Annotated in this window: 21 protein-coding genes; 20 read left to right on the top strand and 1 reads right to left on the bottom strand. The window is 49.2% G+C overall.

Going from position 1 to position 22,471, the window contains the following annotated elements:
• Positions 1 to 29 precede the first annotated feature (29 nt).
• The 20 genes from JNUCC31_RS04000 to JNUCC31_RS33110 all read left to right on the top strand — a co-directional run bounded on the left by JNUCC31_RS04000 (position 30) and on the right by JNUCC31_RS33110 (position 21,726).
• A complete protein-coding gene (locus JNUCC31_RS04000) occupies positions 30 to 2,882 on the top strand; it encodes a calcium-translocating P-type ATPase, SERCA-type (protein WP_192268730.1) in 2,853 nt (950 codons plus the stop codon).
• Positions 2,883 to 3,016: 134 nt separating this feature from the next.
• A complete protein-coding gene (gene dapF / locus JNUCC31_RS03995; RefSeq protein WP_192268728.1) occupies positions 3,017 to 3,850 on the top strand; it encodes a diaminopimelate epimerase in 834 nt (277 codons plus the stop codon).
• A gap of 178 nt (positions 3,851 to 4,028) precedes the next feature.
• Positions 4,029 to 5,918, top strand: a complete 1,890-nt coding sequence (locus JNUCC31_RS03990; protein WP_192268726.1) for a bifunctional homocysteine S-methyltransferase/methylenetetrahydrofolate reductase — start codon at positions 4,029 to 4,031, stop codon at positions 5,916 to 5,918.
• A 19-nt stretch (positions 5,919 to 5,937) separates the two neighbouring features.
• Complete coding sequence (locus tag JNUCC31_RS03985) at positions 5,938 to 6,837, top strand: YicC/YloC family endoribonuclease (protein WP_192268724.1); 900 nt, start codon at positions 5,938 to 5,940, stop codon at positions 6,835 to 6,837.
• 51 nt (positions 6,838 to 6,888) lie between these two features.
• Complete coding sequence (gene remA / locus JNUCC31_RS03980; RefSeq protein ID WP_006209218.1) at positions 6,889 to 7,149, top strand: extracellular matrix/biofilm regulator RemA; 261 nt, start codon at positions 6,889 to 6,891, stop codon at positions 7,147 to 7,149.
• A 13-nt stretch (positions 7,150 to 7,162) separates the two neighbouring features.
• Entirely contained in the window at positions 7,163 to 7,735 is a 573-nt protein-coding gene (gmk, locus tag JNUCC31_RS03975; RefSeq protein WP_024631121.1) for a guanylate kinase, read from the top strand.
• 153 nt (positions 7,736 to 7,888) lie between these two features.
• A complete protein-coding gene (gene rpoZ / locus JNUCC31_RS03970) occupies positions 7,889 to 8,104 on the top strand; it encodes a DNA-directed RNA polymerase subunit omega (RefSeq protein ID WP_024631120.1) in 216 nt (71 codons plus the stop codon).
• Between the two features lie 119 nt (positions 8,105 to 8,223).
• The gene (gene coaBC / locus JNUCC31_RS03965) at positions 8,224 to 9,459 is read left to right on the top strand and encodes a bifunctional phosphopantothenoylcysteine decarboxylase/phosphopantothenate--cysteine ligase CoaBC (protein WP_192268722.1); all 1,236 of its coding nucleotides are present in this window, start codon (positions 8,224 to 8,226) and stop codon (positions 9,457 to 9,459) included.
• A gap of 1 nt (position 9,460) precedes the next feature.
• Positions 9,461 to 12,010 carry a primosomal protein N' gene (gene priA / locus JNUCC31_RS03960; protein ID WP_192268720.1) on the top strand — a complete coding sequence of 850 codons (2,550 nt, stop codon included), beginning with the start codon at positions 9,461 to 9,463 and terminating at the stop codon, positions 12,008 to 12,010.
• 184 nt (positions 12,011 to 12,194) lie between these two features.
• Positions 12,195 to 12,683, top strand: coding sequence for a peptide deformylase (gene def, locus JNUCC31_RS03955; RefSeq protein ID WP_192268718.1), 489 nt, complete (start codon positions 12,195 to 12,197; stop codon positions 12,681 to 12,683).
• A gap of 12 nt (positions 12,684 to 12,695) precedes the next feature.
• A complete protein-coding gene (fmt, locus tag JNUCC31_RS03950; protein ID WP_228469498.1) occupies positions 12,696 to 13,649 on the top strand; it encodes a methionyl-tRNA formyltransferase in 954 nt (317 codons plus the stop codon).
• Positions 13,646 to 15,166, top strand: a complete 1,521-nt coding sequence (rsmB, locus tag JNUCC31_RS03945) for a 16S rRNA (cytosine(967)-C(5))-methyltransferase RsmB (RefSeq protein WP_192268716.1) — start codon at positions 13,646 to 13,648, stop codon at positions 15,164 to 15,166. Before fmt ends, rsmB begins: the two co-directional genes overlap by 4 nt.
• 231 nt (positions 15,167 to 15,397) lie before the next feature.
• Complete coding sequence (gene rlmN, locus JNUCC31_RS03940) at positions 15,398 to 16,438, top strand: dual-specificity RNA methyltransferase RlmN (protein WP_062324423.1); 1,041 nt, start codon at positions 15,398 to 15,400, stop codon at positions 16,436 to 16,438.
• A 7-nt stretch (positions 16,439 to 16,445) separates the two neighbouring features.
• A complete protein-coding gene (locus tag JNUCC31_RS03935) occupies positions 16,446 to 17,222 on the top strand; it encodes a Stp1/IreP family PP2C-type Ser/Thr phosphatase (RefSeq protein ID WP_192268714.1) in 777 nt (258 codons plus the stop codon).
• Positions 17,219 to 19,426: a Stk1 family PASTA domain-containing Ser/Thr kinase gene (gene pknB, locus JNUCC31_RS03930; RefSeq protein ID WP_192268712.1), complete on the top strand. Its 2,208-nt coding sequence runs from the start codon at positions 17,219 to 17,221 to the stop codon at positions 19,424 to 19,426. The genes JNUCC31_RS03935 and pknB overlap by 4 nt, the downstream gene beginning before the upstream one ends.
• Before the next feature lie 62 nt (positions 19,427 to 19,488).
• Positions 19,489 to 20,406 (top strand): ribosome small subunit-dependent GTPase A, encoded by a 918-nt coding sequence (gene rsgA, locus JNUCC31_RS03925; protein WP_192268710.1) that lies wholly within the window; start codon positions 19,489 to 19,491, stop codon positions 20,404 to 20,406.
• 1 nt (position 20,407) lies between these two features.
• Positions 20,408 to 21,067 carry a ribulose-phosphate 3-epimerase gene (rpe, locus tag JNUCC31_RS03920; RefSeq protein WP_053784310.1) on the top strand — a complete coding sequence of 220 codons (660 nt, stop codon included), beginning with the start codon at positions 20,408 to 20,410 and terminating at the stop codon, positions 21,065 to 21,067.
• Between the two features lie 2 nt (positions 21,068 to 21,069).
• On the top strand, positions 21,070 to 21,321 hold the full coding sequence (locus JNUCC31_RS03915) for a hypothetical protein (RefSeq protein WP_192268708.1): 252 nt from the start codon (positions 21,070 to 21,072) through the stop codon (positions 21,319 to 21,321).
• Positions 21,322 to 21,488: 167 nt separating this feature from the next.
• Positions 21,489 to 21,569: a stage V sporulation protein SpoVM gene (gene spoVM, locus JNUCC31_RS03910; protein WP_019424875.1), complete on the top strand. Its 81-nt coding sequence runs from the start codon at positions 21,489 to 21,491 to the stop codon at positions 21,567 to 21,569.
• Position 21,570: 1 nt separating this feature from the next.
• Complete coding sequence (locus JNUCC31_RS33110) at positions 21,571 to 21,726, top strand: hypothetical protein (RefSeq protein ID WP_228469496.1); 156 nt, start codon at positions 21,571 to 21,573, stop codon at positions 21,724 to 21,726.
• A 39-nt stretch (positions 21,727 to 21,765) separates the two neighbouring features.
• Here JNUCC31_RS33110 and rpmB read toward each other — a convergent pair whose 3' ends face one another.
• Complete coding sequence (gene rpmB / locus JNUCC31_RS03905; RefSeq protein WP_024631107.1) at positions 21,766 to 21,954, bottom strand: 50S ribosomal protein L28; 189 nt, start codon at positions 21,952 to 21,954, stop codon at positions 21,766 to 21,768.
• Between the last annotated feature and the right edge of the window lie 517 nt (positions 21,955 to 22,471).

Below are 22,471 nucleotides of genomic sequence, written 5' to 3'. Positions count from 1 at the left end.
AAATACAGACTGGGAGGGAATCTTGAAGCATGGAACATACCAAGTGGCACCAACTAAGCGTTGAGGAGCTTCGTAATACCCTTGGCGTAAGTCCAGAGGAAGGGTTAACCGAAGAAGCTGCAATGGAGAAGAGGAAAGCTGTCGGTTCGAATGAACTGAGCGAAGGCAAGCGAATATCTCCAATTACGTTATTGCTTAATCAATTTAAGGATTTTATGGTTCTGGTATTGATGGGAGCCACGCTGGTATCCGGATTGCTTGGAGAGTACCTGGATGCTGTAACGATTGTTGCCATCATCGTACTTAATGCCATCCTTGGTTTTGTACAGGAATTCCGGGCCGAGCGCTCACTTCGTGCATTGAAGCAGTTGTCGGCACCGCTTGCCAAGGTGCTAAGGTCTGGTCAGGAAGTACAATTGGCAGCCAAGCAGTTGGTTCCAGGGGATATTGTCTTTGTGGAGAGCGGCGACCGTATACCTGCTGATGTACGCTGGCTGGAGACGAACAGCCTGGACGTTGAGGAATCCGCATTGACCGGTGAATCGGTTCCTGTAAGCAAACATTGCAATCCCATTGCTGCTGAAGACGTACCGCTCGGAGATCAGAAGAATATTGGATTCATGGGAACGATGGTCACTCGTGGTACCGCCAAAGGCGTGGTGATCCGTACGGGGATGGATACCGAGATGGGCAAAATCGCTGATTTGATCCAAAATACGGAGGAACAGGAAACACCACTCCAACACAGGCTGGAACAGCTGGGTAAAATTCTGATTTTTGTCGCGCTCGGGTTAACCGTCATGGTCGTTGTTGCAGGTATTCTGCATGGACAACCCGCGGTAGGCATGTTTCTGGCAGGGGTCAGCCTGGCGGTGGCCGCCATACCGGAGGGTCTGCCGGCTATTGTAACCATTGCGCTGGCCCTTGGTGTACAGCGGATGATTAAGCGAAAAGCCATCGTACGCAAGCTTCCATCCGTCGAAACGCTTGGTTGTGCCTCGGTTATCTGCTCGGACAAAACAGGTACGCTGACCCAGAACAAGATGACAGTTACGGATGTCTGGCTGGAGGGACGCAGCATTAAGGTAACCGGAGACGGATATGCACCAGAAGGACAGATGCTGGAGAACGGTCGTAACGTGGAACTGAAGAGTGATCAGACCTTGCGGAGGCTGCTCCAGATTAGCGCACTATGCAACAATGCGAGTATTATCGAGAGTGTTGCGGATGAGATGCGGAATAAAAAGAAAGGCAAAGAGACGAAAAAGGATAGCAAGAAAGATACAAAGAAAGACCATGCTAAGGAAACGGTCAAGGAAGACAGCGTGGTATGGGAACTGAAAGGTGACCCTACGGAAGGAGCACTTGTAACGCTGGCTTCCAAGATGGGCCTCACCCCTGCAGGATTGAAAGAATTATATGCACGTCAGCAGGAATTCCCGTTCGATTCGGATCGGAAACGGATGTCTGTCCTGGTTCAACATCAGGGTGGTCGCATGATCTATACCAAAGGTGCACCTGATGTGCTGATTGGACAATGCAGCTACATTTTGTGGGAAGGCAATGTTGTGCCTTTCACGGGCACACTGCGGCAGAAGGTTATGGCGGCTAACGAGAGTATGGCCGGGTCTGCGCTGCGGGTTCTTGGAATGGCTTATCGCGATGTGAGACCGGATGAAAAAGTGGATAATGAACATGCTGCGGAGAGCCAGCTCGTCTTTGTAGGGCTGACAGGCATGATTGATCCACCACGACGTGAAGTACGGGATGCAATTGCGACATGCCGTAGAGCAGGCATACGTACCGTTATGATTACGGGTGACCATGGCACCACAGCAGAGGCCATTGCCCAGCAGTTGGGCATTCTTCAACGGGGCGGGGCTTCACTTAGCGGACAGCAATTGGCAGGCATGACGGACGATCAACTGGATAAACAGGTGGAGGGCATTTACGTGTTTTCACGGGTATCGCCTGAGCACAAACTGCGTATTGTAAAATCATTGCAGCGCAAAGGGCATGTCGTAGCGATGACCGGAGATGGTGTGAACGATGCGCCAGCCATCAAAGCGGCAGACATCGGTATTGCGATGGGAATCACAGGCACGGACGTGACGAAGGAAGCATCAGCGTTAATCCTGAGTGACGATAACTTTTCTACTATTGTAGCTGCGATTGAAGAGGGCCGTAATATTTATGAGAACATCCGAAAATTTATCCGTTATTTGCTTGCATCGAATGTAGGCGAGATTTTAACCATGTTTTTTGCGATGATGATGGGCTTGCCTTTGCCGCTCGTGCCAATCCAGATTCTCTGGGTCAACCTGGTGACCGATGGATTGCCGGCCATGGCACTGGGTGTGGATCAGCCGGAAAAAGATTTGATGGAACACAAGCCGCGCGGCGCCAAGGAAAACATTTTTGCCAGACGACTGGGCTGGAAAATCGTCAGTCGGGGTGTATTGATTGGACTTTGTACACTTGGAGCGTTCTGGCTCACTCTTCAGGCTGCGCCGGATCAACCGGGTCAGCTCATTAAAGCTCAATCCGTAGCCTTTGCTACGCTCGTTCTGGCACAGCTCATTCATGTATTCGACTGCCGTAGTTCCCGCTCTATTTTTCACCGGAATCCACTGCAAAACAAGTATCTGGTTCTTGCAGTCATTTCATCCATCGTACTGATGTTGGCGGTCATGTATGTGGAGCCGTTACAGCCTATCTTCAAAACCGTACCGCTGGGCATGCGTGAATGGGCCATTTCCATCGTTGCCGCAGGCATTCCAACCTTCCTCATGGGAGCAGGCAGTGTGTGGGGAGGTCGTCGTAACCGTCGCCGGATGGGCCCTGGTCGCTTCGTACCGAAAAGTACAAAGTTTTCGGCATAAAATTAATAGCAATTCCTTATCGTTTTCGTTATGCTATCCTCAAAATGATTCGAGGCAGGTTCCCTCGGCATTTTGCAGGATAGCTTTTTTTATAACGCTTTGGCAGCAGACTGCCAAAAGGAGTGGGCAAGGTTATGGAATTTACGAAAATGCATGGACTCGGCAACGATTTTATTGTTGTGTTTGGGGAACAACAGCTTCCGGCCGATGCATCAGAATTGGCTGTAAAATGGTGCAACCGTTTCTTCGGCATCGGCGCGGATGGCCTGGTTTATATACTGCCTTCAGAGAAGGCGGATTTTCAGATGCGCATCATGAATTCGGACGGTTCCGAAGCAGAGCAGTGTGGCAATGCCATACGCTGTGTATCGAAATATGTATATGATCACGGTCATGTGACACAAGAACAGATTACGATTGAAACCATCGGTGCAGGTGTACAACCTGTCAGCCTGAACATTCGTGATGGTAAAGTGGAAACCGTTCGTGTTGATATGGGAGAACCCATCTTGGACGGACTTCAAGTTCCAACAACTGTAGACGCCAATCCGGTGGTGAATCATTCTATTGAAGCGAACGGACAGGAGTTCAAATTTACGGCTGTATCCATGGGTAACCCTCATGCGGTCATCTATGTGGATGATGCTGTGAATTTTGATCTCTCCACATGGGGGCCACTTCTGGAGGTTCATCCCATGTTCCCCAAAAAAATGAATGTGGAGTTTGCAACCGTTCGCGATCGCGGATATGTGGACATGCGTGTATGGGAACGCGGCGCTGGACCGACCCTTGCGTGCGGAACCGGAGCTTGTGCAACACTGGTATCTTCCGTTCTGAACGGACATACGGATCGCACAGCGGTGATCAGCCTTAAGGGCGGAGACCTTCATATTGAATGGAACGAAGTCGACAATCACGTGTACATGACTGGGCCAGCTGAAGTTGTGTTCAAAGGAGTCACTTCGTAAGAAGACGGTTTAGATGAAGAGGCCTGAGGCCTCTTTTTTTTGCAATTACAGGCATTCATGCTTTTGTCCAGATGGTTATGAAGACTTAATTTCACGGAAAACCTGTGTTTTTCTTCGTTTCGGGACGTTTTTTGTGTTACATTAGTATGAAATGATCAGCCAGGCGGGGGGAAAAGGGATGAAGGCGGATTTGCGCAGTGTAATGCAGGAACGGGTTCTCATTGGGGATGGGGCGATGGGAACCTTCCTGTATCAGATGGGATTCCCAGTAGGGATTTCATATGAAGAGTTAAACTTGATTTCACCTGAAGTGGTGGCAGATGTACATCGTCGTTATCGCGATGCGGGTACGGAAATTCACGAAACCAACACGTATTCTGCCAATTACGATAAGCTGTCCAAGTTCGGTTTGGAGTCCAAAGTGGAGGATGTCAATCGTGCCGGTGCCCGCATTGCCAAAGAAGTCGCTGGCCCAAATGGTTATGTTCTCGGCGCGGTTGGCTCCATCCGTGGAGGAAAGCGGACGAACGTATCAACGAGTGAATTGAAGCGTTTCTATCAGCAGCAGATATATGCACTGCTGGATGAAGGAGTGGACGGCATTTTGCTCGAAACCTTCTATGATATCGAGGAAATGGATATCGCTCTTCTACAGGCGCGCAAGCTGAGTGATTTGCCAGTCATTGGACAGTTCGCTGTGGAGGATGTTGGGCATACACTGGATGGGTTTACGATGCCTGAGGCATTCCGAATCATGCGTGAGCAGGGGGCTGACGTCATTGGTTTCAACTGTCGTTCAGGTCCAAACGGAATTATGCGGGCGATGGAAACGGTGTCGGGTCGTATTGGTATTCCCATGTCTGTGTATCCGAATGCGGGGGCAGCGGACTATGTAGACGGTCAGTTCCGTTATGGCGCGTCACCGGAATACTTCGGACAGACCGCAGTGCAATTTGCTGAACTGGGTGCGCGTATTATCGGAGGCTGCTGTGGTACGACACCTGATCATATCACGGCGATTGCCCAGGCTCTTGTTGAATATACACCTGCACCTATACTGGAACCTGATCCGTCAGAGCCCAAACCTCGAATTATCCTGCATGAGAATGTAGATGAACGATCCGGACGGGGTGGACAGCCCACGATTGTGGATCTGGTCAAACAGCGCCATACGGTTATCGTCGAACTTGACCCGCCTCGTGATCTTGACATTGCGAAGTTCATGAAAGGGGCCGAGACACTGAAAGCGGCTGGTGCAGATGCGTTAACATTGGCGGATAATTCCCTGGCGGTTACCCGGATGAGTAATATGGCTCTTGGTCATCTGGTTCAGGATCGTACAGGATTGCGCTCACTGGTGCATATTGCATGTCGTGACCGCAATCTGATCGGAACACAGTCGCACATGATGGGGTTTGACGCGCTTGGCATTAACCATGTACTGGCTGTAACCGGTGACCCTGCACGATTTGGTGACTTGCCTGGATCAAGCTCGGTATACGATCTGACTTCTTTTGAAATTATACGTATGATCAAGCAGTTGAACGACGGTGTGTCCTTCTCCGGTAAACCGCTCAAGCAGAAGGCGGGATTTGTTATCGGTGCCGCATTTAACCCGAATGTGAAATATCTGGATAAAGCTGTACAGCGGCTGGAGAAAAAGATTGCTTCCGGAGCCGACTATATTATGACGCAACCGGTATACGATCCTGAATTAATTGTAGCCATGCATGAGGCGACCAAGCACTTGGATGTACCCATTTTTGTGGGAGTTATGCCACTTGCCAGCGGCCGAAACGCAGAGTACCTGCATAATGAGGTGCCGGGTATTCAGCTGTCGGATGAAGTGCGTTCCCGGATGGCAGGTCTTGAAGGCGAAGAAGGCCGGGCCATGGGTGTGAAGATTGCCAAGGAGCTTCTGGATGTAGCTACGGAATATTTCAAAGGAATCTATTTAATGACTCCGTTCATGTTCTATGGTATGACGGCCGAACTGACCCAATATGTCTGGGAGAAGTCGGAGCATCAATGTCCTACTTGTTTCAACCCTAATAATCAATTACAATAGTGTAACGGATGTGATGCCGATGTCATTCAGTATGACCGGATACGGTCAATCCGCCTTTCATTTTGGGGGCTATAAGGTACAATTGGAAATCAAGTCTGTTAATCATCGTTATTGCGAAGTGATGATGCGTCTCCCGAGAGAGTGGACGTGTTATGAAGACGGATTGAGGAAAAAGGTACAGAGCCGATTAAAACGTGGGCGGATTGATGTTTATGTGATGAAAGAAAAAGATGAAGACCAGGCTCTTCCCGCTGTTCTGAATGAGCAGGCGGTCAGGGCCTATCTTCAGGCCGCAGAGCAATTGGAAAGCCGCTATGGCTTGCAGGGCAGACCGAGTATTATGGATATGCTGGCACTTCCAGAAGTCATGGTACATTCGGATGGGACAAGTTCGATTCCGGAAGAACAGAAAGACGAATGGGAGCGTGTCCTGCAGCTTGGGTTGGAAGAGGCTTTATCCGGTCTGGAGCAGATGCGCGCTCGCGAGGGTCTTCATCTGGCCAGTGATCTGGAACGACGAGTCGGTCGTCTGGAATCACTGCATACCGAGATGCTTGCTCTTGCCCCGACTGTGGTGAGTGATCATCGCAACAAGTTAAGACAAAGGCTTACGGAAATGCAGGAAGAAGGCTCTTTCCCTTTTGACGAGCATAAATTAGGTATGGAAATTGCTATGTTTGCCGATCGTTCTAACATAGAGGAAGAGCTTACGCGTCTACTGAGTCACTTTGGACAGAGCAGGGAGCTGCTGAGGAGTGATGAGCCGGTAGGCCGCAAGTTGGACTTTCTTATTCAGGAGATGAATAGGGAAGTTAATACGATTGGATCAAAAGCCAACCATTTGGCTCTGGTGAACCGTGTTGTCGAGATGAAAGCGGAACTGGAGAAGATTCGTGAGCAAGCGGCGAATATCGAATGAGCGGTCATTTTTCGGCAAAAGAGTCGCATGTATAGGGGGAAGAACCTGATTATGGCAATCAAACTCATTAACATTGGATTCGGTAACATCGTATCGGCGAACCGGATTATATCCATCGTGAGTCCGGAATCGGCGCCGATCAAGAGAATTATACAAGAGGCAAGAGATCGTCATATGCTGATAGACGCAACGTACGGAAGACGTACTCGTGCCGTTATTATTACGGATAGCGATCATGTCATTCTGTCTGCGGTACAGCCAGAGACGGTCGCCCATCGTCTTTCTTCGAAAGATGATGATAACGACGAATAAAATGGAGTGTAATATGTCTAAGGGATTACTGGTTGTGTTGTCCGGCCCATCTGGGGTCGGGAAGGGTACAGTATGCAGCGCTTTGCGCAAACGGGTGCCGGAGTTGATTTATTCTGTATCGGCAACGACTCGTCAGCCTCGTCTGGGAGAAGAACATGGTGTCAATTATTTCTTCAGAAGCCATGAGGAGTTCCTGAACATGATTGCTGAAGATCAATTGTTGGAGCATGCAGAATATGTAGGGAACTATTACGGAACACCGCGTGATTTTGTGGAGAAAACGATTAATGAAGGCCGGGACATTATTCTTGAGATTGAAGTTCAAGGCGCGTTAAAAGTGAAAGAGAAGTTCCCGGAAGGGATCTTTGTATTTCTGTTGCCTCCTTCATTGGACGAGCTTAAAGATCGCATTCAGGGCCGTGGTACGGAAAGTCAGGCGACGATTGATCACCGGATGTCCGTCGCGGTAGATGAGATCAGTCTGCTGGAGCAGTACGATTACGCTGTCGTTAATGACGAAATTGATTTGGCGTGTAAACGAATAGAAAGCATTATTATCGCCGAACATTGTAAGATCAATAAATAATCCAATTCCGCAAAGGATTGCGATAATCAGTGGAGCTGCTGTCATAGGATATAGGTAGAGCAGCTTCGTCTGGTTAACGTGGTTTAGACGATTCATCATGATCCGTCAGTGGTGCATTGCGATTATACTAATGCAAAGAGGTGTTTTGTAAATATGCTGTATCCTTCTATTGATGAAATGATGAACAAAGTTGACAGCAAGTATTCACTTGTTGTTGCCGCTTCCCGCCGTGCCAGACAGCTTCGTGAAGGTGAGAAAACGGATTTGAGAAATGCCAGATCCCATAAACAGGTTGGCGTTGCACTCGAAGAAATTTATGGTGATCTGCTCGTTGTCATCAAAGGACAGGACGAAGAGGAAGAAGAGTAAGCCGCTAGCGGCGCTCTTCAACTGCATACGGCGCAAGCCGGCTTTATTTGACAACCGCGAGGTTGTTATTTTTTTCTCTATTCATCCTTATAATGTCATATATATCGGGGGGAATAACCATGTTGAACGGTAAAAAAATCGTGCTCGGTGTAACTGGAGGCATAGCCGCATACAAGGCGGCGACATTATGCAGCAGGCTGGTACAAAAAGGGGCGGATGTCCATGTCATTATGACGGATTCCGCGAAACAGTTTATTACCGAATTAACGCTGCAAACCTTGACCCGAAATGTGGTATATAGTGATACATTTGATGAGCGGGAGCCTTCCGTTGTCTCGCATATTCATCTGGCGGATATGGCCGATCTTGTATTGGTTGCTCCAGCAACAGCCAATGTCATTGCCAAAATGGCGCATGGCATGGCCGATGATATGCTCTCAACAACCTTGCTTGCAACGACGGCTCCCGTGATGATCGCTCCGGCGATGAATGTACATATGTATGATCATCCGGCCGTCCAGCACAACATGTGTCTGCTCACCGAACGGGGAACCCTGATGATTGAGCCGGGTGAAGGGCAGCTGGCTTGCGGGTATGTTGGCAAAGGGCGCCTGGAAGAGCCGGAGACGATTGTCGATGTGGTTGAACGGTTCTTTGAACAACAGGAGTCAGCCAAACGGGAACGTCATGAACTAGCTTCTTTGCTTAAGGGCAAAAAGGTTGTAGTCACCGCAGGCGGGACGATTGAACGCATTGACCCGGTAAGGTATATTACAAACGATTCTTCAGGGAAAATGGGATTTGCCATTGCGGCAGTAGCGCGTGATCTTGGTGCGAACGTTACGCTGGTAATGGGCAATACAGAGGTTCCGCCACCAGCCAATGTCCATGTAATTCCCGTACAGTCGGCACAGGATATGTATGATGCAGTGGCTGGCCAGTGGGAGGATGCCGATATCGTTGTGAAGGCGGCAGCTGTTGCGGATTATCGTCCCAAGGATGTGTACACGGAGAAAATGAAGAAGAAGGGCGATACGTTATCGCTTGAACTTATTAAAAATATAGATATTCTTGAAACACTGGGCAAGCAGAAGAGTCACCAATTTCTGATTGGGTTTGCTGCTGAGACCCATTCAATGGAAAGGTATGCACGTGAGAAACTGGAACGGAAAAACTGTGATCTGATCGTAGCCAATGATGTCACCCGTGCGGGTGCCGGATTTGGAACAGATACCAACGCGGTGCACATCTATGACCGTGAAGGGTTGGTGGAAGAGCTTCAGGTGGTGGCGAAGGAAGAAGTCGCCCGCCGGTTGCTTTCGATTGCGGCGGAGCGCATTGCCGGGAGGAATTAATATGGAAATCGCCAAGGTTATTGTCGATGTTCCTGTGAAGCAGACGGATCGGCCTTTTGACTATCTGGTGCCGGAATCCATGCGTGAATGGATTGAGATTGGCAGCAGGGTAGGTGTACCTTTTGGTCATCGGACGGTGCAGGGCTTCGTTGTTGATCTGGTGCCTCGCACGGGCACGGAGTCTTTCAAACTCAAACCGATTCAGGAGTTGCTGGATATCGTTCCGCCGTTATCTGAAGATTTGGTTGAATTGGCTGAATGGATGAGTGAACGTTATGCCAGCAATCGCATTTTGTCTTTACAGGTCATGGTACCAACTGCGCTGAAAGGGAAAGCAGAGCGGTATATCTCACTTGGAGATGCCCTCGACGGACAAACGGCAGGTTCGGAGCCTAGTGAAGAGGTTCTATTTGTATGGGGAGAGGAATCGACGACAGAGAAAGTGCAGCAGGATATTATTCGTTTTGTGAAGAGTCGCGGGCAGGTTCCTCTGCAACAACTCAGTCGGAAATATCCCAATCATGCGATGCTGATCAAGAAGCTGTTGCTAAGTGGCGTGTTACTGGAGAGCCAGGCGATTAAGGACAAGCTGAATAAAAAAACGATGAAGTCGATTAATCTGGCTGTGGATGTGGCGGCGGCGGAAGAGGCGTTGACTTCGTTCCCTGCAAAGGCACAACGACAGAAAGAAGTTCTGGCTTTTTTGCTGGAAATGAAAGAACTGCTGCCAATGGCGATGAAAGAATTGCTGGCCACCCTTCAGGTATCAGCAGCTACAGTCAAAGGGCTGGAGGAGAAAGGGCTAGTTGTGACGGAGGACGTCGAAGTCTTTCGTGACCCTTATCAGGGCCGTAAGTTTCGCGCGACCGAGCCACTGAATCTGACTGACGAGCAGCAGCATGTCTATCACAATATTAATGGTCGATTGCAGGAGAGGCGCCATGGCGTCTTTTTGCTTCATGGTGTAACAGGCAGCGGTAAGACGGAAGTATACCTCCAGACCATTCAGCGCTGTATTGAACAGGATCGGCAGGCGATTGTGCTTGTACCCGAGATTGCATTGACACCGCAGATGGTAGAGCGTTTCAAAGGACGCTTTGGTGACCAGGTTGCCGTGATGCACAGTCGGTTGTCTGGCGGAGAGCGTTATGATGAGTGGCGCAAAATTCGGGAAGGTCAGGTGAAGGTTGCCATTGGCGCCCGTTCAGCAGTCTTTGCTCCGTTCAGTCGTCTTGGTCTGATCATAATGGACGAGGAGCATGAGACTTCATATAAACAGGAAGAAACCCCGAAATATCATGCCCGTGATGTAGCGGTAAAAAGAGCACAGCAGCACCAGGCCGTCGTTGTTCTGGGTTCAGCGACACCATCGCTGGAAAGTTACTATGCTGCTCGTTCACAGAGTAATGATGACTTTGCACCACTTTTGTTGGAGATGCCTACCCGCGCACTTGGCAACAAGCTGCCGGAGGTCCGTATTGTTGATATGCGTGAAGAGCTGAAGGATGGAAATCGCTCGATGTTCAGCCGTGCCTTGCACAAAGGGCTGGAGGAGCGGCTGGAACGCGGGGAACAGACCGTGCTTCTGCTGAATCGACGCGGATATTCCACCTTTGTGATGTGTCGCAGCTGTGGGTATGTTGCCGGCTGTCCCGAATGTGATATTTCGCTAACCTATCATCAGCGCTCCAACAATCTTCGTTGTCACTATTGTGGATATGCGGAAGCAGCGCCTGAAGTGTGCCCGGATTGCGGTAGTGAGCATATTCGATATTTTGGGACAGGTACACAGCGAGTAGAGGAAGAGTTGGCGAAACTGTTCCCGGGTATTCGTGTCATTCGGATGGACGTGGATACGACGAGCGAAAAAGGCTCTCATGAGAAGCTGCTGAAGCAGTTTCGCGAGAAAAAGGCAGACGTATTGCTGGGCACTCAGATGGTTGCCAAGGGGCTTGATTTTCCTGATGTCACCCTGGTTGGTGTCATAACAGCAGACTCGGCACTCAATTTGCCAGATTTCCGGGCTGCCGAAAAAACATTTCAGCTGCTTACCCAGGTGGCGGGTCGTGCAGGTCGACATCAACTTCCGGGTGAGGTCTTTGTTCAGTCCTATACACCAGAGCATTATTCGATTGGGCATGCGAGTCAGCATGACTATGTTTCGTTTGTCCGTGAGGAGCTGTTGCATCGGCGCAATTTGCAGTATCCACCTTACTGTCGCCTAATTTTGGTGACCTTCTCACATGAGCAGCTTCCGGTATTGATCCGTCTGGCTGAGAACTACACACGGATACTGAAAGAAAAGGCAAATGCTGCTGGCTGGTTAGGCAGCCTGGATCGTTTCAGCAATGATGCTTTCGACGTGCTTGGACCGGTAGCGTCACCCATTCCTCGGATCAAGAATAGATACCGATTCCAATGTATGATAAAATGGCGGGGGGATGTCGACGCCATCGGACTGGCGCTTGCGACGGCCCGGCGCATGGACGACGATGTTCAGGCGCAGAAACTGCAAATTAGTCTGGATGTAGACCCGCAAATGTTAATGTGAGCATTTGGAGTAAAATGCGGATGTAAACAAGCGGTATAAACATAGATTAAAAACAACATGAATGATGGCTCGATACCTTAAAATCAGTTTTTGATACCTGCTACATAGCAGAAAATCAGTACTTATTTTTGAAATGAGCCTGATGTCCTGAAATTATGATGAGGATTAGGAAGGTGCTTACAACATGTCGATTCGTATTATCGTGAAAGAACCGGATGAGGTACTACACAAAAGAGCTAAAGAAGTAACCAAAGTTACACCCAATGTACAGAAACTGCTGGATGATATGGCAGATACGATGTATGACGCTGAAGGCGTAGGTCTTGCTGCACCACAAGTTGGTATTTTGAAACGTCTCATTGTGATCGATGCTGGAGATGAGCAGGGCTTGATCAAGATGATCAATCCTGAAATCATTTCGAGTGAGGGAGAGCAATTTGGACCTGAAGGCTGCCTGAGTATCCCTGGGATTAACGGTGATGTGCGCCGTTTTGAGACGGTTACAGTCAAAGGGCTGGACCGTGAAGGCAAAGAACTGATTATTACGGGCAGCGGGTTGCTGTCACGCGCATTCCAGCATGAAATTGACCATCTGGATGGCGTACTCTTTACAGATATTGCTGAAAAGGTGTACGAAATTGCAGCCGAACAAACCGGGCCGCGTCGTAACTAAGGAGTGATCGACTTGAATATTGTTTTTATGGGAACACCTGAATTTGCAGTACCTTCTCTTGATATGCTTATAGCCGAGGGTTATAACGTGGTTGGCGTAGTGACACAGCCGGATAAACCACAGGGTCGCAAAAAGGTGCTTACGCCAACACCAGTCAAGGCTGCGGCAGAACGCCACGGCCTGCCTGTATTTCAACCGGTGAAACTGCGTGATCCGGAAGCAGTGGCCCGATTAGCCGAATGGCAGCCGGATCTGATTGTAACCGCGGCCTTTGGGCAGATTCTGCCCAAAGCTGTGCTGGATATGCCCGTTCGAGGTTGTGTGAACGTGCATGGTTCGCTTTTGCCCAAATATCGCGGTGGGGCCCCGATTCAGCGTTCCATTATTAATGGGGAGCTGGTAACGGGAGTTACGCTGATGTTCATGGCGGAAGGTCTGGATACGGGGGATATGATCTCACGTGTGGAAGTGCCGATTACGGATGAAGATACATCAGGTTCCATGTTTGTAAAGCTCAGCGAAGCGGGTTCCAAGTTGCTTCAGGAAGAAATGCCGCGGCTGGTTGCTGGCGAAACAAAGGCTGTCCCTCAGGATGAAGCTGAGGCTTCGTATGCCCGCAATCTGACTCGGGACGACGAGAAGATGGACTGGAACCGTACATCGCGTGAACTGTTTAATCAGATTCGCGGACTTGTGCCGTTCTCAGGTGCATTTACGATGTGGGATGAGCAGGTCTTCAAGGTCTGGGCAGCAGCAAATCCGAATCAGGCGGATGTGCTCACGTCTTCGGATGCTGGACAAGCTGAGCCGGGAACAGTGTTGCAATTAGGCAAGAACGGCATTGAAGTTCGCACAGGTGATGGTTCCCTCTGGCTTACTGAGGTCCAACCCGCTGGCAAAAAAGTAATGCAAGCCGCTGATTTCGCCCGTGGCGGTACCCTGAAACCAGGAATGGTGCTGAAATGAGCGGAAATACACCGGGCCGCCCGTCAGGGACTGGTCATAAAGTCGCAGGTAATGCGTCCGGGCGCGGAGGAAACCAGCGTCGTCCAAACTCGGGGAAATCAGGTGGTGCACGAAATTCATTTGCATCCTCATCTTCAGCAAATGGTGCATCCCGCTCGGAGCGGCCCAAAACATCTGCTCGTGCACTCGCAGTGAAGGTGCTCAGCGCTGTTGAACAAGAGGGGGCTTACAGCAACCTGGAGCTGAACCGACGTTTGAAAGAAGCCGAGCTTAGCCCAGCAGATGCGGGGCTGGCTACCGAACTGGTCTATGGTACGATTTCGAGACTGAATACCCTTGATTATTTTCTGGAACGTTACGTAGCCAAAGGTGTATCCAAACTGCAACCCTGGGTTCGCAGTTTGCTGCGTATCAGCGTGTATCAGATGATATATCTGGACCGTATTCCGGAACACGCGGTGGTGAGCGAAGCCGTCAACCTGGCTAAAAAGTTAGGTCATCAGGGCATCTCCGGTATGGTGAACGGGGTTCTGCGGAATATGATCCGTAACCGTGATCAACTGCATATTCCCGAGCATCTGCCTGCAGCTGAGCGTATTTCACTTGAGCATTCTCACCCGCTGTGGTTGGTCAAACGCTGGATCAGCCAGTATGGCGAAGAGACGGCGGAAGCGATTTGTCGTGCGAATAATGAACCGCCTGCGGTTAGTGTTCGTGTGAACACGACAATGACTACACGTGAGAAATTGATGCAAGAGATGGAGAGTACGGGTGCGATCGTGGAACCCTCCCGACTTAGTTCGGAAGGCATTCTCGTTCGCAGTGGTGGCAACATGGCACTTACGTCCTGGTATCGGGATGGCCTGTTGTCCGTTCAAGATGAAAGTTCGATGCTCGTAGCCGAGGCAGTGGGGCCTGAAGAAGGTCAGATTGTACTGGACTGCTGTGCAGCACCCGGTGGCAAGACCGCCCATATGGCTGAGAAAATGCAGGACCGTGGACGGATTGTTGCGAATGATGTACATGCTCATAAACGTCAATTGATTATGGATCAGGCGGATCGTCTGGGACTCAGTTGCATTGATGCCGTTACAGGAGATGCTCTGGATCTGGATGAGCGTTACCCAGAGGCATCGTTCGATCGTATACTGCTGGATGCACCGTGTTCCGGTTTAGGTGTTATTCGTCGCAAGCCGGATGTCAAATGGACCAAATCCACAGAAGACATCAAGGATATTTCCAACTTGCAACGTGAACTGCTGGATCGGGTTGCACCACTGTTAAAGCCAGGTGGTATTCTGGTGTATAGTACATGTACGATTGAGCCTGCGGAGAACGAGCATATGGTCGCTGATTTTTTGGATCGGCATCCGGAATACAAGGCGGCTGAAGAGTTGGTCTGGTCTGGATCGGAAACAGCCGATTGGAAGGTTGTGAACGGTGGGGTGCAGATCTTGCCTCAGTACGCTCACAGTGACGGATTTTTCATTGCGCGGTTGACAAGGATAGGCGATTAACAGTTTAATAAAGCACGGAAGGATGACCGCCGAGGGAAACTTCGGCGGATTTCTTTGTGATAAGACAGGAAGGTTGAACATCAGTAAAAAGTGATGATAGGGTGCGATGCAGACACTGAGGTGTTATAATGCATGAAGTACGGGCATCAAGGGTATACATGGATGTAAAGTGGTCTTTGTGATAGAATAGGAAGAATGAAAAGAAAAGAAGGAATAGGTGTTGACAACAAAATGAAACCTTTTATATATGATTATTCCCTGGAAGAGCTGCAACAGTGGGCTATCGATAACGGGGAGCCGGCTTTTCGCGGTGGTCAGATTTTTGACTGGATTTATGTGAAACGTGTAAATGATTTCAGTGAAATGACGAATCTGTCCAAAGCACTGCGTGAAAAACTGACTGAACAGTTTGAATTCGTTACACTTACCGAAATTACGAAGTTTGAATCCAAGGATGGAACGGTGAAATTCCTGTTCGGTTTGCATGATGATCATGCGATCGAAACAGTGATTATGAAGCACAATTATGGTAACAGCATCTGTGTAACGACACAGGTTGGTTGCCGGATTGGGTGTACGTTCTGTGCGTCCACACTGGGCGGACTAAAGCGTAACCTTACTGCTGGCGAAATTGTGGCTCAGGTTGTGCAAGCCCAAAAAATTCTGGATGAACGGGGTGAACGTGTCAGCAGCATCGTAATCATGGGTTCGGGTGAACCTTTTGAAAACTATGAAGCCACGATGACGTTCTTGCGTATCATGATTCATGAAAAAGGACTGAATATCGGTCAGCGTCATATCACGGTATCCACAAGCGGAATCGTACCGAACATCTACAAGTTTGCGGATGAAGACACGCAGATTAACCTCGCGATCTCCATCCATGCGCCTAACGATGCATTACGTTCCAAACTGATGCCGGTAAACCGTCGTTTTCCTTTCGATGATGTTATGGAGTCACTGCGTTATTATCTGGCCAAAACCGGAAGAAGAATTACGTTTGAATACGCACTTATTGGTGGCGTGAACGATCAGCCGGAGCATGCGGCAGAACTGGCAGGCGTGCTGAAGAACATGTTGTGCCACGTCAACCTGATTCCGGTCAACCATGTACCTGAGCGGAAGTATGTAAGAACATCCAGAAGTGATATTTTCAATTTTCAGAAAATTCTTTCGGAGCAGGGTGTGAATGTAACCATTCGTCGTGAACAGGGACATGATATTGCTGCCGCTTGCGGCCAGCTTCGTGCAAAGCATATGGAGTTGAGGTGAGAACGTTTTGATCAAAACAGTTCATGTGAGCCATATCGGACGGGTGCGTTCGGTGAATGAAGATTCAGCCTGGATTCGAAATCTTGAAACAGGTTATATACTGGGTATTGTTGCCGATGGTATGGGCGGACATCTTGCAGGAGATACGGCGAGCCGCCTGGCGGTAGAGACGTTGGTGCAGGATCTGGGGACGCTTGAACCAGGTCTGTCACATGCGTCTTTATCAGCCGCACTCAGCGATGCTATTTTGCATGCCAACGAAGTCATCTTCCGCACCGCATCCACGGATGACAAATACCATAACATGGGTACGACTGTGGTAGCAGCCTTATTAAATGATACGGAGGGCGTTATCGGTCACATCGGTGACAGCAGGGCATACAAAATTGCGAACAAACATTTGATCCAGTTGACTGAAGACCATACTCTGGTGAATGAATTGTTCAAAAATGGTCAGATCAGCAAAGAAGACGTCTCTCATCATCCGCGTCGCAACGTGTTGACACGTGCACTTGGCACAGATGCCGAAGTGAAGGTGGATCTGGATACAATCAAGCTGGAAGAGGGCGAGGTTCTCCTCCTCTGCAGTGATGGCTTAAGTAACCTGGTCAGCAATGAGCAACTGATTCAGGTCGCAGGTAATTTGGATCTGGCATTGGAAGATCGGGCAGACCGTTTGCTTCAGCTGGCTTTGCTTGCCGGTGGAGATGACAATATTACGGTTGCACTGTTTGAATTGCAAAAGGAAGGTTCCGCGGTATCGGAAACGGGGTGTGAGTCATGATTGGGCACCAGCTAGGCGGACGCTATGAAGTAATCGAGCGTGTCGGCGGTGGAGGCATGGCTCTCGTATATAAGGCCCAGGATCTTTTGCTCAATCGGAACGTAGCCATCAAAGTGCTAAGGCAGCAATTTGTGCATGACGAAGAGTTTATTCGTCGTTTCCGCAGGGAAGCACAGTCCGCAGCATCACTGTCCCATCCTAATGTAGTCAGTATTTACGATGTGGGGCAGGAAGATGACGTGCATTATATTGTCATGGAGTACGTCGAAGGCAAAAACCTGAATGAAATTATTAAAGAACGGGCGCCTCTGCAGGTAGACGAAGCGGTTCGAATCGCTTCCCAGATTGCGGATGCCCTCGATCATGCACATCATAATCAAATCATTCATCGGGACATCAAACCGCATAATATATTGATTGGTCGTAATGGCCGTGTGAAAGTAACGGACTTCGGGATTGCCCGCGCGGTTACGTCCACAACGATTACACAGACCGGCTCGGTGGTCGGTTCCGTACATTATTTCTCGCCGGAACATGCCAAAGGCATCGTGACTGGCGAGAAGTCGGACTTATATTCTCTAGGTATTGTACTCTATCAAATGCTGACTGGGCAGCTTCCGTTCCTGGGAGAGAGTCCAATCAGTGTTGCGCTGAAACACTTACAGGAAGAGTTCGATGAACCACGAAAATTCAATCCTTTGATTCCGCAGAGCGTGGAGAACGTTATTCTGAAATCCATGCGCAAAAATCCGCAGGAGCGCTACCAGTCGGCCAGAGAAATGCAGACAGATCTCGAAACCTGCCTGATGCCGGAACGACGCAATGAAACAAAGATTGATTTTCCGGATGAGGATGATATCGATCAGACCCGCGTTATGCCAGCGATCAAGCCGGAGCCGCGTGGCGTAACGTCAACAGGTGCTGTACCTGTGATGGATTCTGACGATGATCATAACAAAGGCAAGCCCAAAACGAAGAACTGGAAAAAGCCGGCGCTACTGATCTCGTTGACAGTCCTTATTCTCATCGCCATGGTTGGGGTCGTATGGTACGTAAAAGGCATGCTAGTTGTGCCTGATGTTACGGTACCCAATGTGATTGGCCAAACTGAGGAAAAGGCTCGTCAAATGTTGCAGGATAAAGGACTTGTGGTCAGTACCGAGGTCATCCGGAAATACAAGGAAGGTGTGGACCCTGGCATTGTATTTGACCAGACCCGAAACGAAGGCGATGTGGTCAAGGAAGGCTCTGAGGTGCAGCTCAGTGTTGGGGCTGAAAAAGAACTGACCAAAATGATCAGTGTTGAAGGGGATACCTATGATGAGGCTGTCAAAAAATTGATTGCTCTGGGCATCAACGAGGATCAGATCAAACGCAAGGATGATTTCTCCAATGACATTGCATCCGGGAACGTGATATCCCAAACTCCTGGAGTCGATGTAGAATTCGATCCTAAAGAGACTGAAATTGTTTTGACTGTTAGCAAAGGCGCTAAAACCGTCAAAATGCCTGATCTGAAAAATAAGACCCGCAGCCAAGCTGAGGAATTGATCAGGTCTGCCGGGCTGGTGCTTGCTCAGGTACAGGAAGAACCAAGCTATACGATTGAACAGGGGAAAGTTACGCAGCAATGGCCTGTGGAAGCCGGTACAGAGGTGAATCCGGGTGATAAAATCACCATTTTCATCAGTACAGGATATCCGCCAGAGGCATTGAACTACGACTATAACATCAACGTTTCACCAAAAGAAGAAGGAAAGAGCAGCAAAATTCGAATTACTTTTGAGGATGCTCGTGGAAAGAATCAAGAATGGGGAACCCGGACCATCAAGTCTGCCCAATTGCTGACCATTCCGCTTATTTTGGCTCCAAATGTGGATGGTGTGGTTTCGGTCTATCGGGATGATCAATTCCTGGATACGTATTTGGTCTCCTATAGCGAGGCCAAAAATGGAACGGTTGTTGTGCCTACCATCGAGCCTGAGAAGGGTGCTCAGCCGCCGCCTGATGAAACCGATCCAGGCAAAGTTGACGAAGAAACGGTAGATCCTAACCAGGAGGGTGAGCCTGATACACCTGTGGATGGTGAAGTGGACAACGAAGAGGGAGATACTTCGGCTATGAATAAGGAAAAGGGTCCCTCCAAAGCCAAAGGCAAAGATAACAAGAAAAAGGAAGTCGTTAACGCATCGAGCCGTCCATAAGGACGGCTTATTGCTGACGTTCAGGGTGCGTGTACTGTAAATTAAAGGAGGGCGACGGAGCTATGCCAGAAGGTATCATCGTTAAAGCGCTAAGCGGTTACTATTATGTCATGCCACTGGAAGACAGCGGGGTGCCTTCGGTTGAAGGCTCCGCCGTTCAATGCCGGGCCAGAGGCATCTTTCGAAAACGGGGTACCTCACCACTTGTGGGTGACCGTGTCAGCTATATGCTGACTGAGAACGGGGAAGGAACAGTAGATGAGATTCGAAAACGTGAGACGGAGTTAATTCGTCCCCCTGTGGCCAATGTAAGCTTGGCTGTTCTGCTATTTTCCGTTAAGGAACCGGACATGAACCTCAATCTGCTGGACAAATTCCTGGTACATATCGAACAAGCCGGATTGGATGCACTGATTGTCCTTACCAAGCAGGACCTGGCTAATCCGGAAACCGATGCTCGTGATACAGTGGCTGAAGTAAAGGCGCTGTATGAGCAGATCGGATATGAAGTTATCTCTACCAGTTCACGAACTGGTGAAGGCAATGAGCAGCTGAAGGAGCGTCTTGCCGGCAAGATTAGCGTATTCTCCGGGCAATCCGGTGTGGGTAAATCTTCCATGCTGAATGCCTTGATGCCAGGTCTGACCCTAGAGACCAGTGCAATCAGCATGCGTCTTGGCCGAGGGAAACACACCACCAGGCACGTGGAGCTCATACCGTTGGATAATGGTGGCTTTGTCGCCGATACGCCGGGATTCAGCCAACTGGACTTTCTGGAGATTGGTGTGGAGGAGTTATCCACTTGTTTCCGGGAGTTCGCTCAATATGCCGATCAGTGTAAGTTCAGGGGTTGTACCCATACACATGAACCGGGCTGCCGTGTATTAGCAGCCAAGGCGGAGGGAATGATCTCCGAAAGCCGTTATCACCATTACGAACAATTCCTTACAGAAATGAAAGACAAGAAGCGGAGGTACTAACATGATTAAAATTGCCCCATCTATTTTATCTGCAGATTTTGCCCGTCTCGGCGCGGAAGTGGCGGAAGCCCAAGCGGCTGGCGGAGACTGGATTCATGTTGATGTCATGGACGGTCATTTCGTCCCTAATATTACGCTGGGACCTGCGATTGTAAAAGCGATCGCCCCACATACAAGCCTGCCGCTTGATGTTCATTTGATGATTGAGAATCCGGAGCGTTATGTAGAGGAATTTGCGAAAGCTGGCGCTGCGGTTATTACAGTTCATGCCGAGGCTTGTGTGCATCTGCACCGCGTTATTCATCTGATCAAGGAACAGGGAGTTAAGGCGGGTGTTGCCCTTAATCCGGGGACCCCGGCCAGTGCTATTCAGGAAGTGCTGGACGATGTGGATATGGTGCTTGTCATGACCGTAAATCCGGGTTTTGGCGGACAGGCTTTCATTTCGGGTACCATGAACAAAATTAAGCAAATTCGCAGCTGGCTGAATGAAAAAGGACGTCATGACGTGCACATTGAAGTAGATGGCGGCATTGCTGCCGACACGGCTCCACTTGTGGTGGAAGCTGGAGCGGATGTACTCGTTGCGGGAAGTGCTGTATTTGGTCGTGAAGACCGTGCTGCCGCAATTGCCGAAATTCGCAGCAGCTACGGAGGCTGAGCATGAACCTCAAGGAGACGCTGTGGACAATGGCTGCGAGTCTCGTTACAGGGCTGGTGCTTGCTTTGTTTGCGGTTATCCAATCCCCATATAATGCGATTACGTCATTGATTGGGGTTGGTGTTGTCATTATGTACTTCCGCAAATTTGAGCGTACGGGACTTCGGGTTACTTTTGTTATATTCGGCATACTGTATTACTTACTGAGTGTGTTTATGATCGCTGCCTATCAATATATCCCTGCCCAAACCTAATTCACCTGATAACCAGGCTCGTCATTGTGGAATAGGGACAGGGAGTTCCGCATAAATATGGTTACATGAGCAGGTTTCTCATGTAGCCTTTTTTGTCGTGTTTAAGGTAAAGAAGGCCTGGAGCATAGGATACGGCGGATGCATGAGCATGATGGGGAGGGTGAAGTATGAAATTTTACACATTCAAACTGCCGAAGTTTTTGGGAGGGTTTGTAAAGGCAATCCTTAATACGTTTCAAAAGAACTGACATGATTAAAAGGTTCCATTGGCGAATACCGCCGCTTTGGCTTCAGGATCATCTGGAATTCGGACCTGCGAAGCGCCATGCGGCGGCCATTCACATGCTAATGTGTGTATTCATGATTTTATTTCTGAATACCAAAAAAGCACCTGCAAGGAACTAGGTGCTTTTTGCTTACCCGATTTATAGTAGCTGTGCGTGATTATACGCGAGTCACTTTACCGGCTTTCAGTGCACGGGTGCTTACGTATACACGTTTTGGTTTACCGTTCACGAGAATGCGGACCTTCTGAACGTTTACGCCCCAAGAACGACGGTTACGGTTGTTAGCGTGGGATACGTGGTTACCGGTGCCCGGTTTCTTACCTGTCACATAACATTTGCGAGACATAGATTACACCTCCTATCCTAAAATAACCAGTTGCCCTCAGAAGACATGAATGTCATTCCATATGGGCTAAATTGTTCTTCCTGACCGCAATGGTCAGGTTCCAGTAGCTAATGGCGTTGTTCAAGCCGGCATAGCCGGATCATTTCCATTACTAAACCTGCATAAAACAATACTTGAATATAATATCATATTGAAAAAAGCTTCGTCAACTGATCCAAAAACTTTATTTATTTCTCCTGTCTAATATAGTACAATGTTGAATAGTCCATAATACAGCGATGAACAGGCTGTTGCCGCGGAGAAGCCGGAGAAAAAACAGGCCTTAGGATTGGTAGTCTGCTTTTTTGGCAACGCTGTGAGCTGCGGCATTCCATCAATGGCACCAGTCTCCATGCGGCATTCATGCCGGCTCTTGATACCGGTGCATATCCGTATGCCTCGAATTAGGGGTTACAGCGATTGCAGGATATCTGTAGCCCGGCCGCCCAGACCGTTAATCCGGCTGACATTATGTATT

It is taken from the genome of Paenibacillus sp. JNUCC-31 (genome assembly GCF_014844075.1).
Taxonomy (GTDB): Bacteria; Bacillota; Bacilli; order Paenibacillales; family Paenibacillaceae; genus Paenibacillus.
This window is presented reverse-complemented; position numbering and strand designations above follow the sequence as displayed.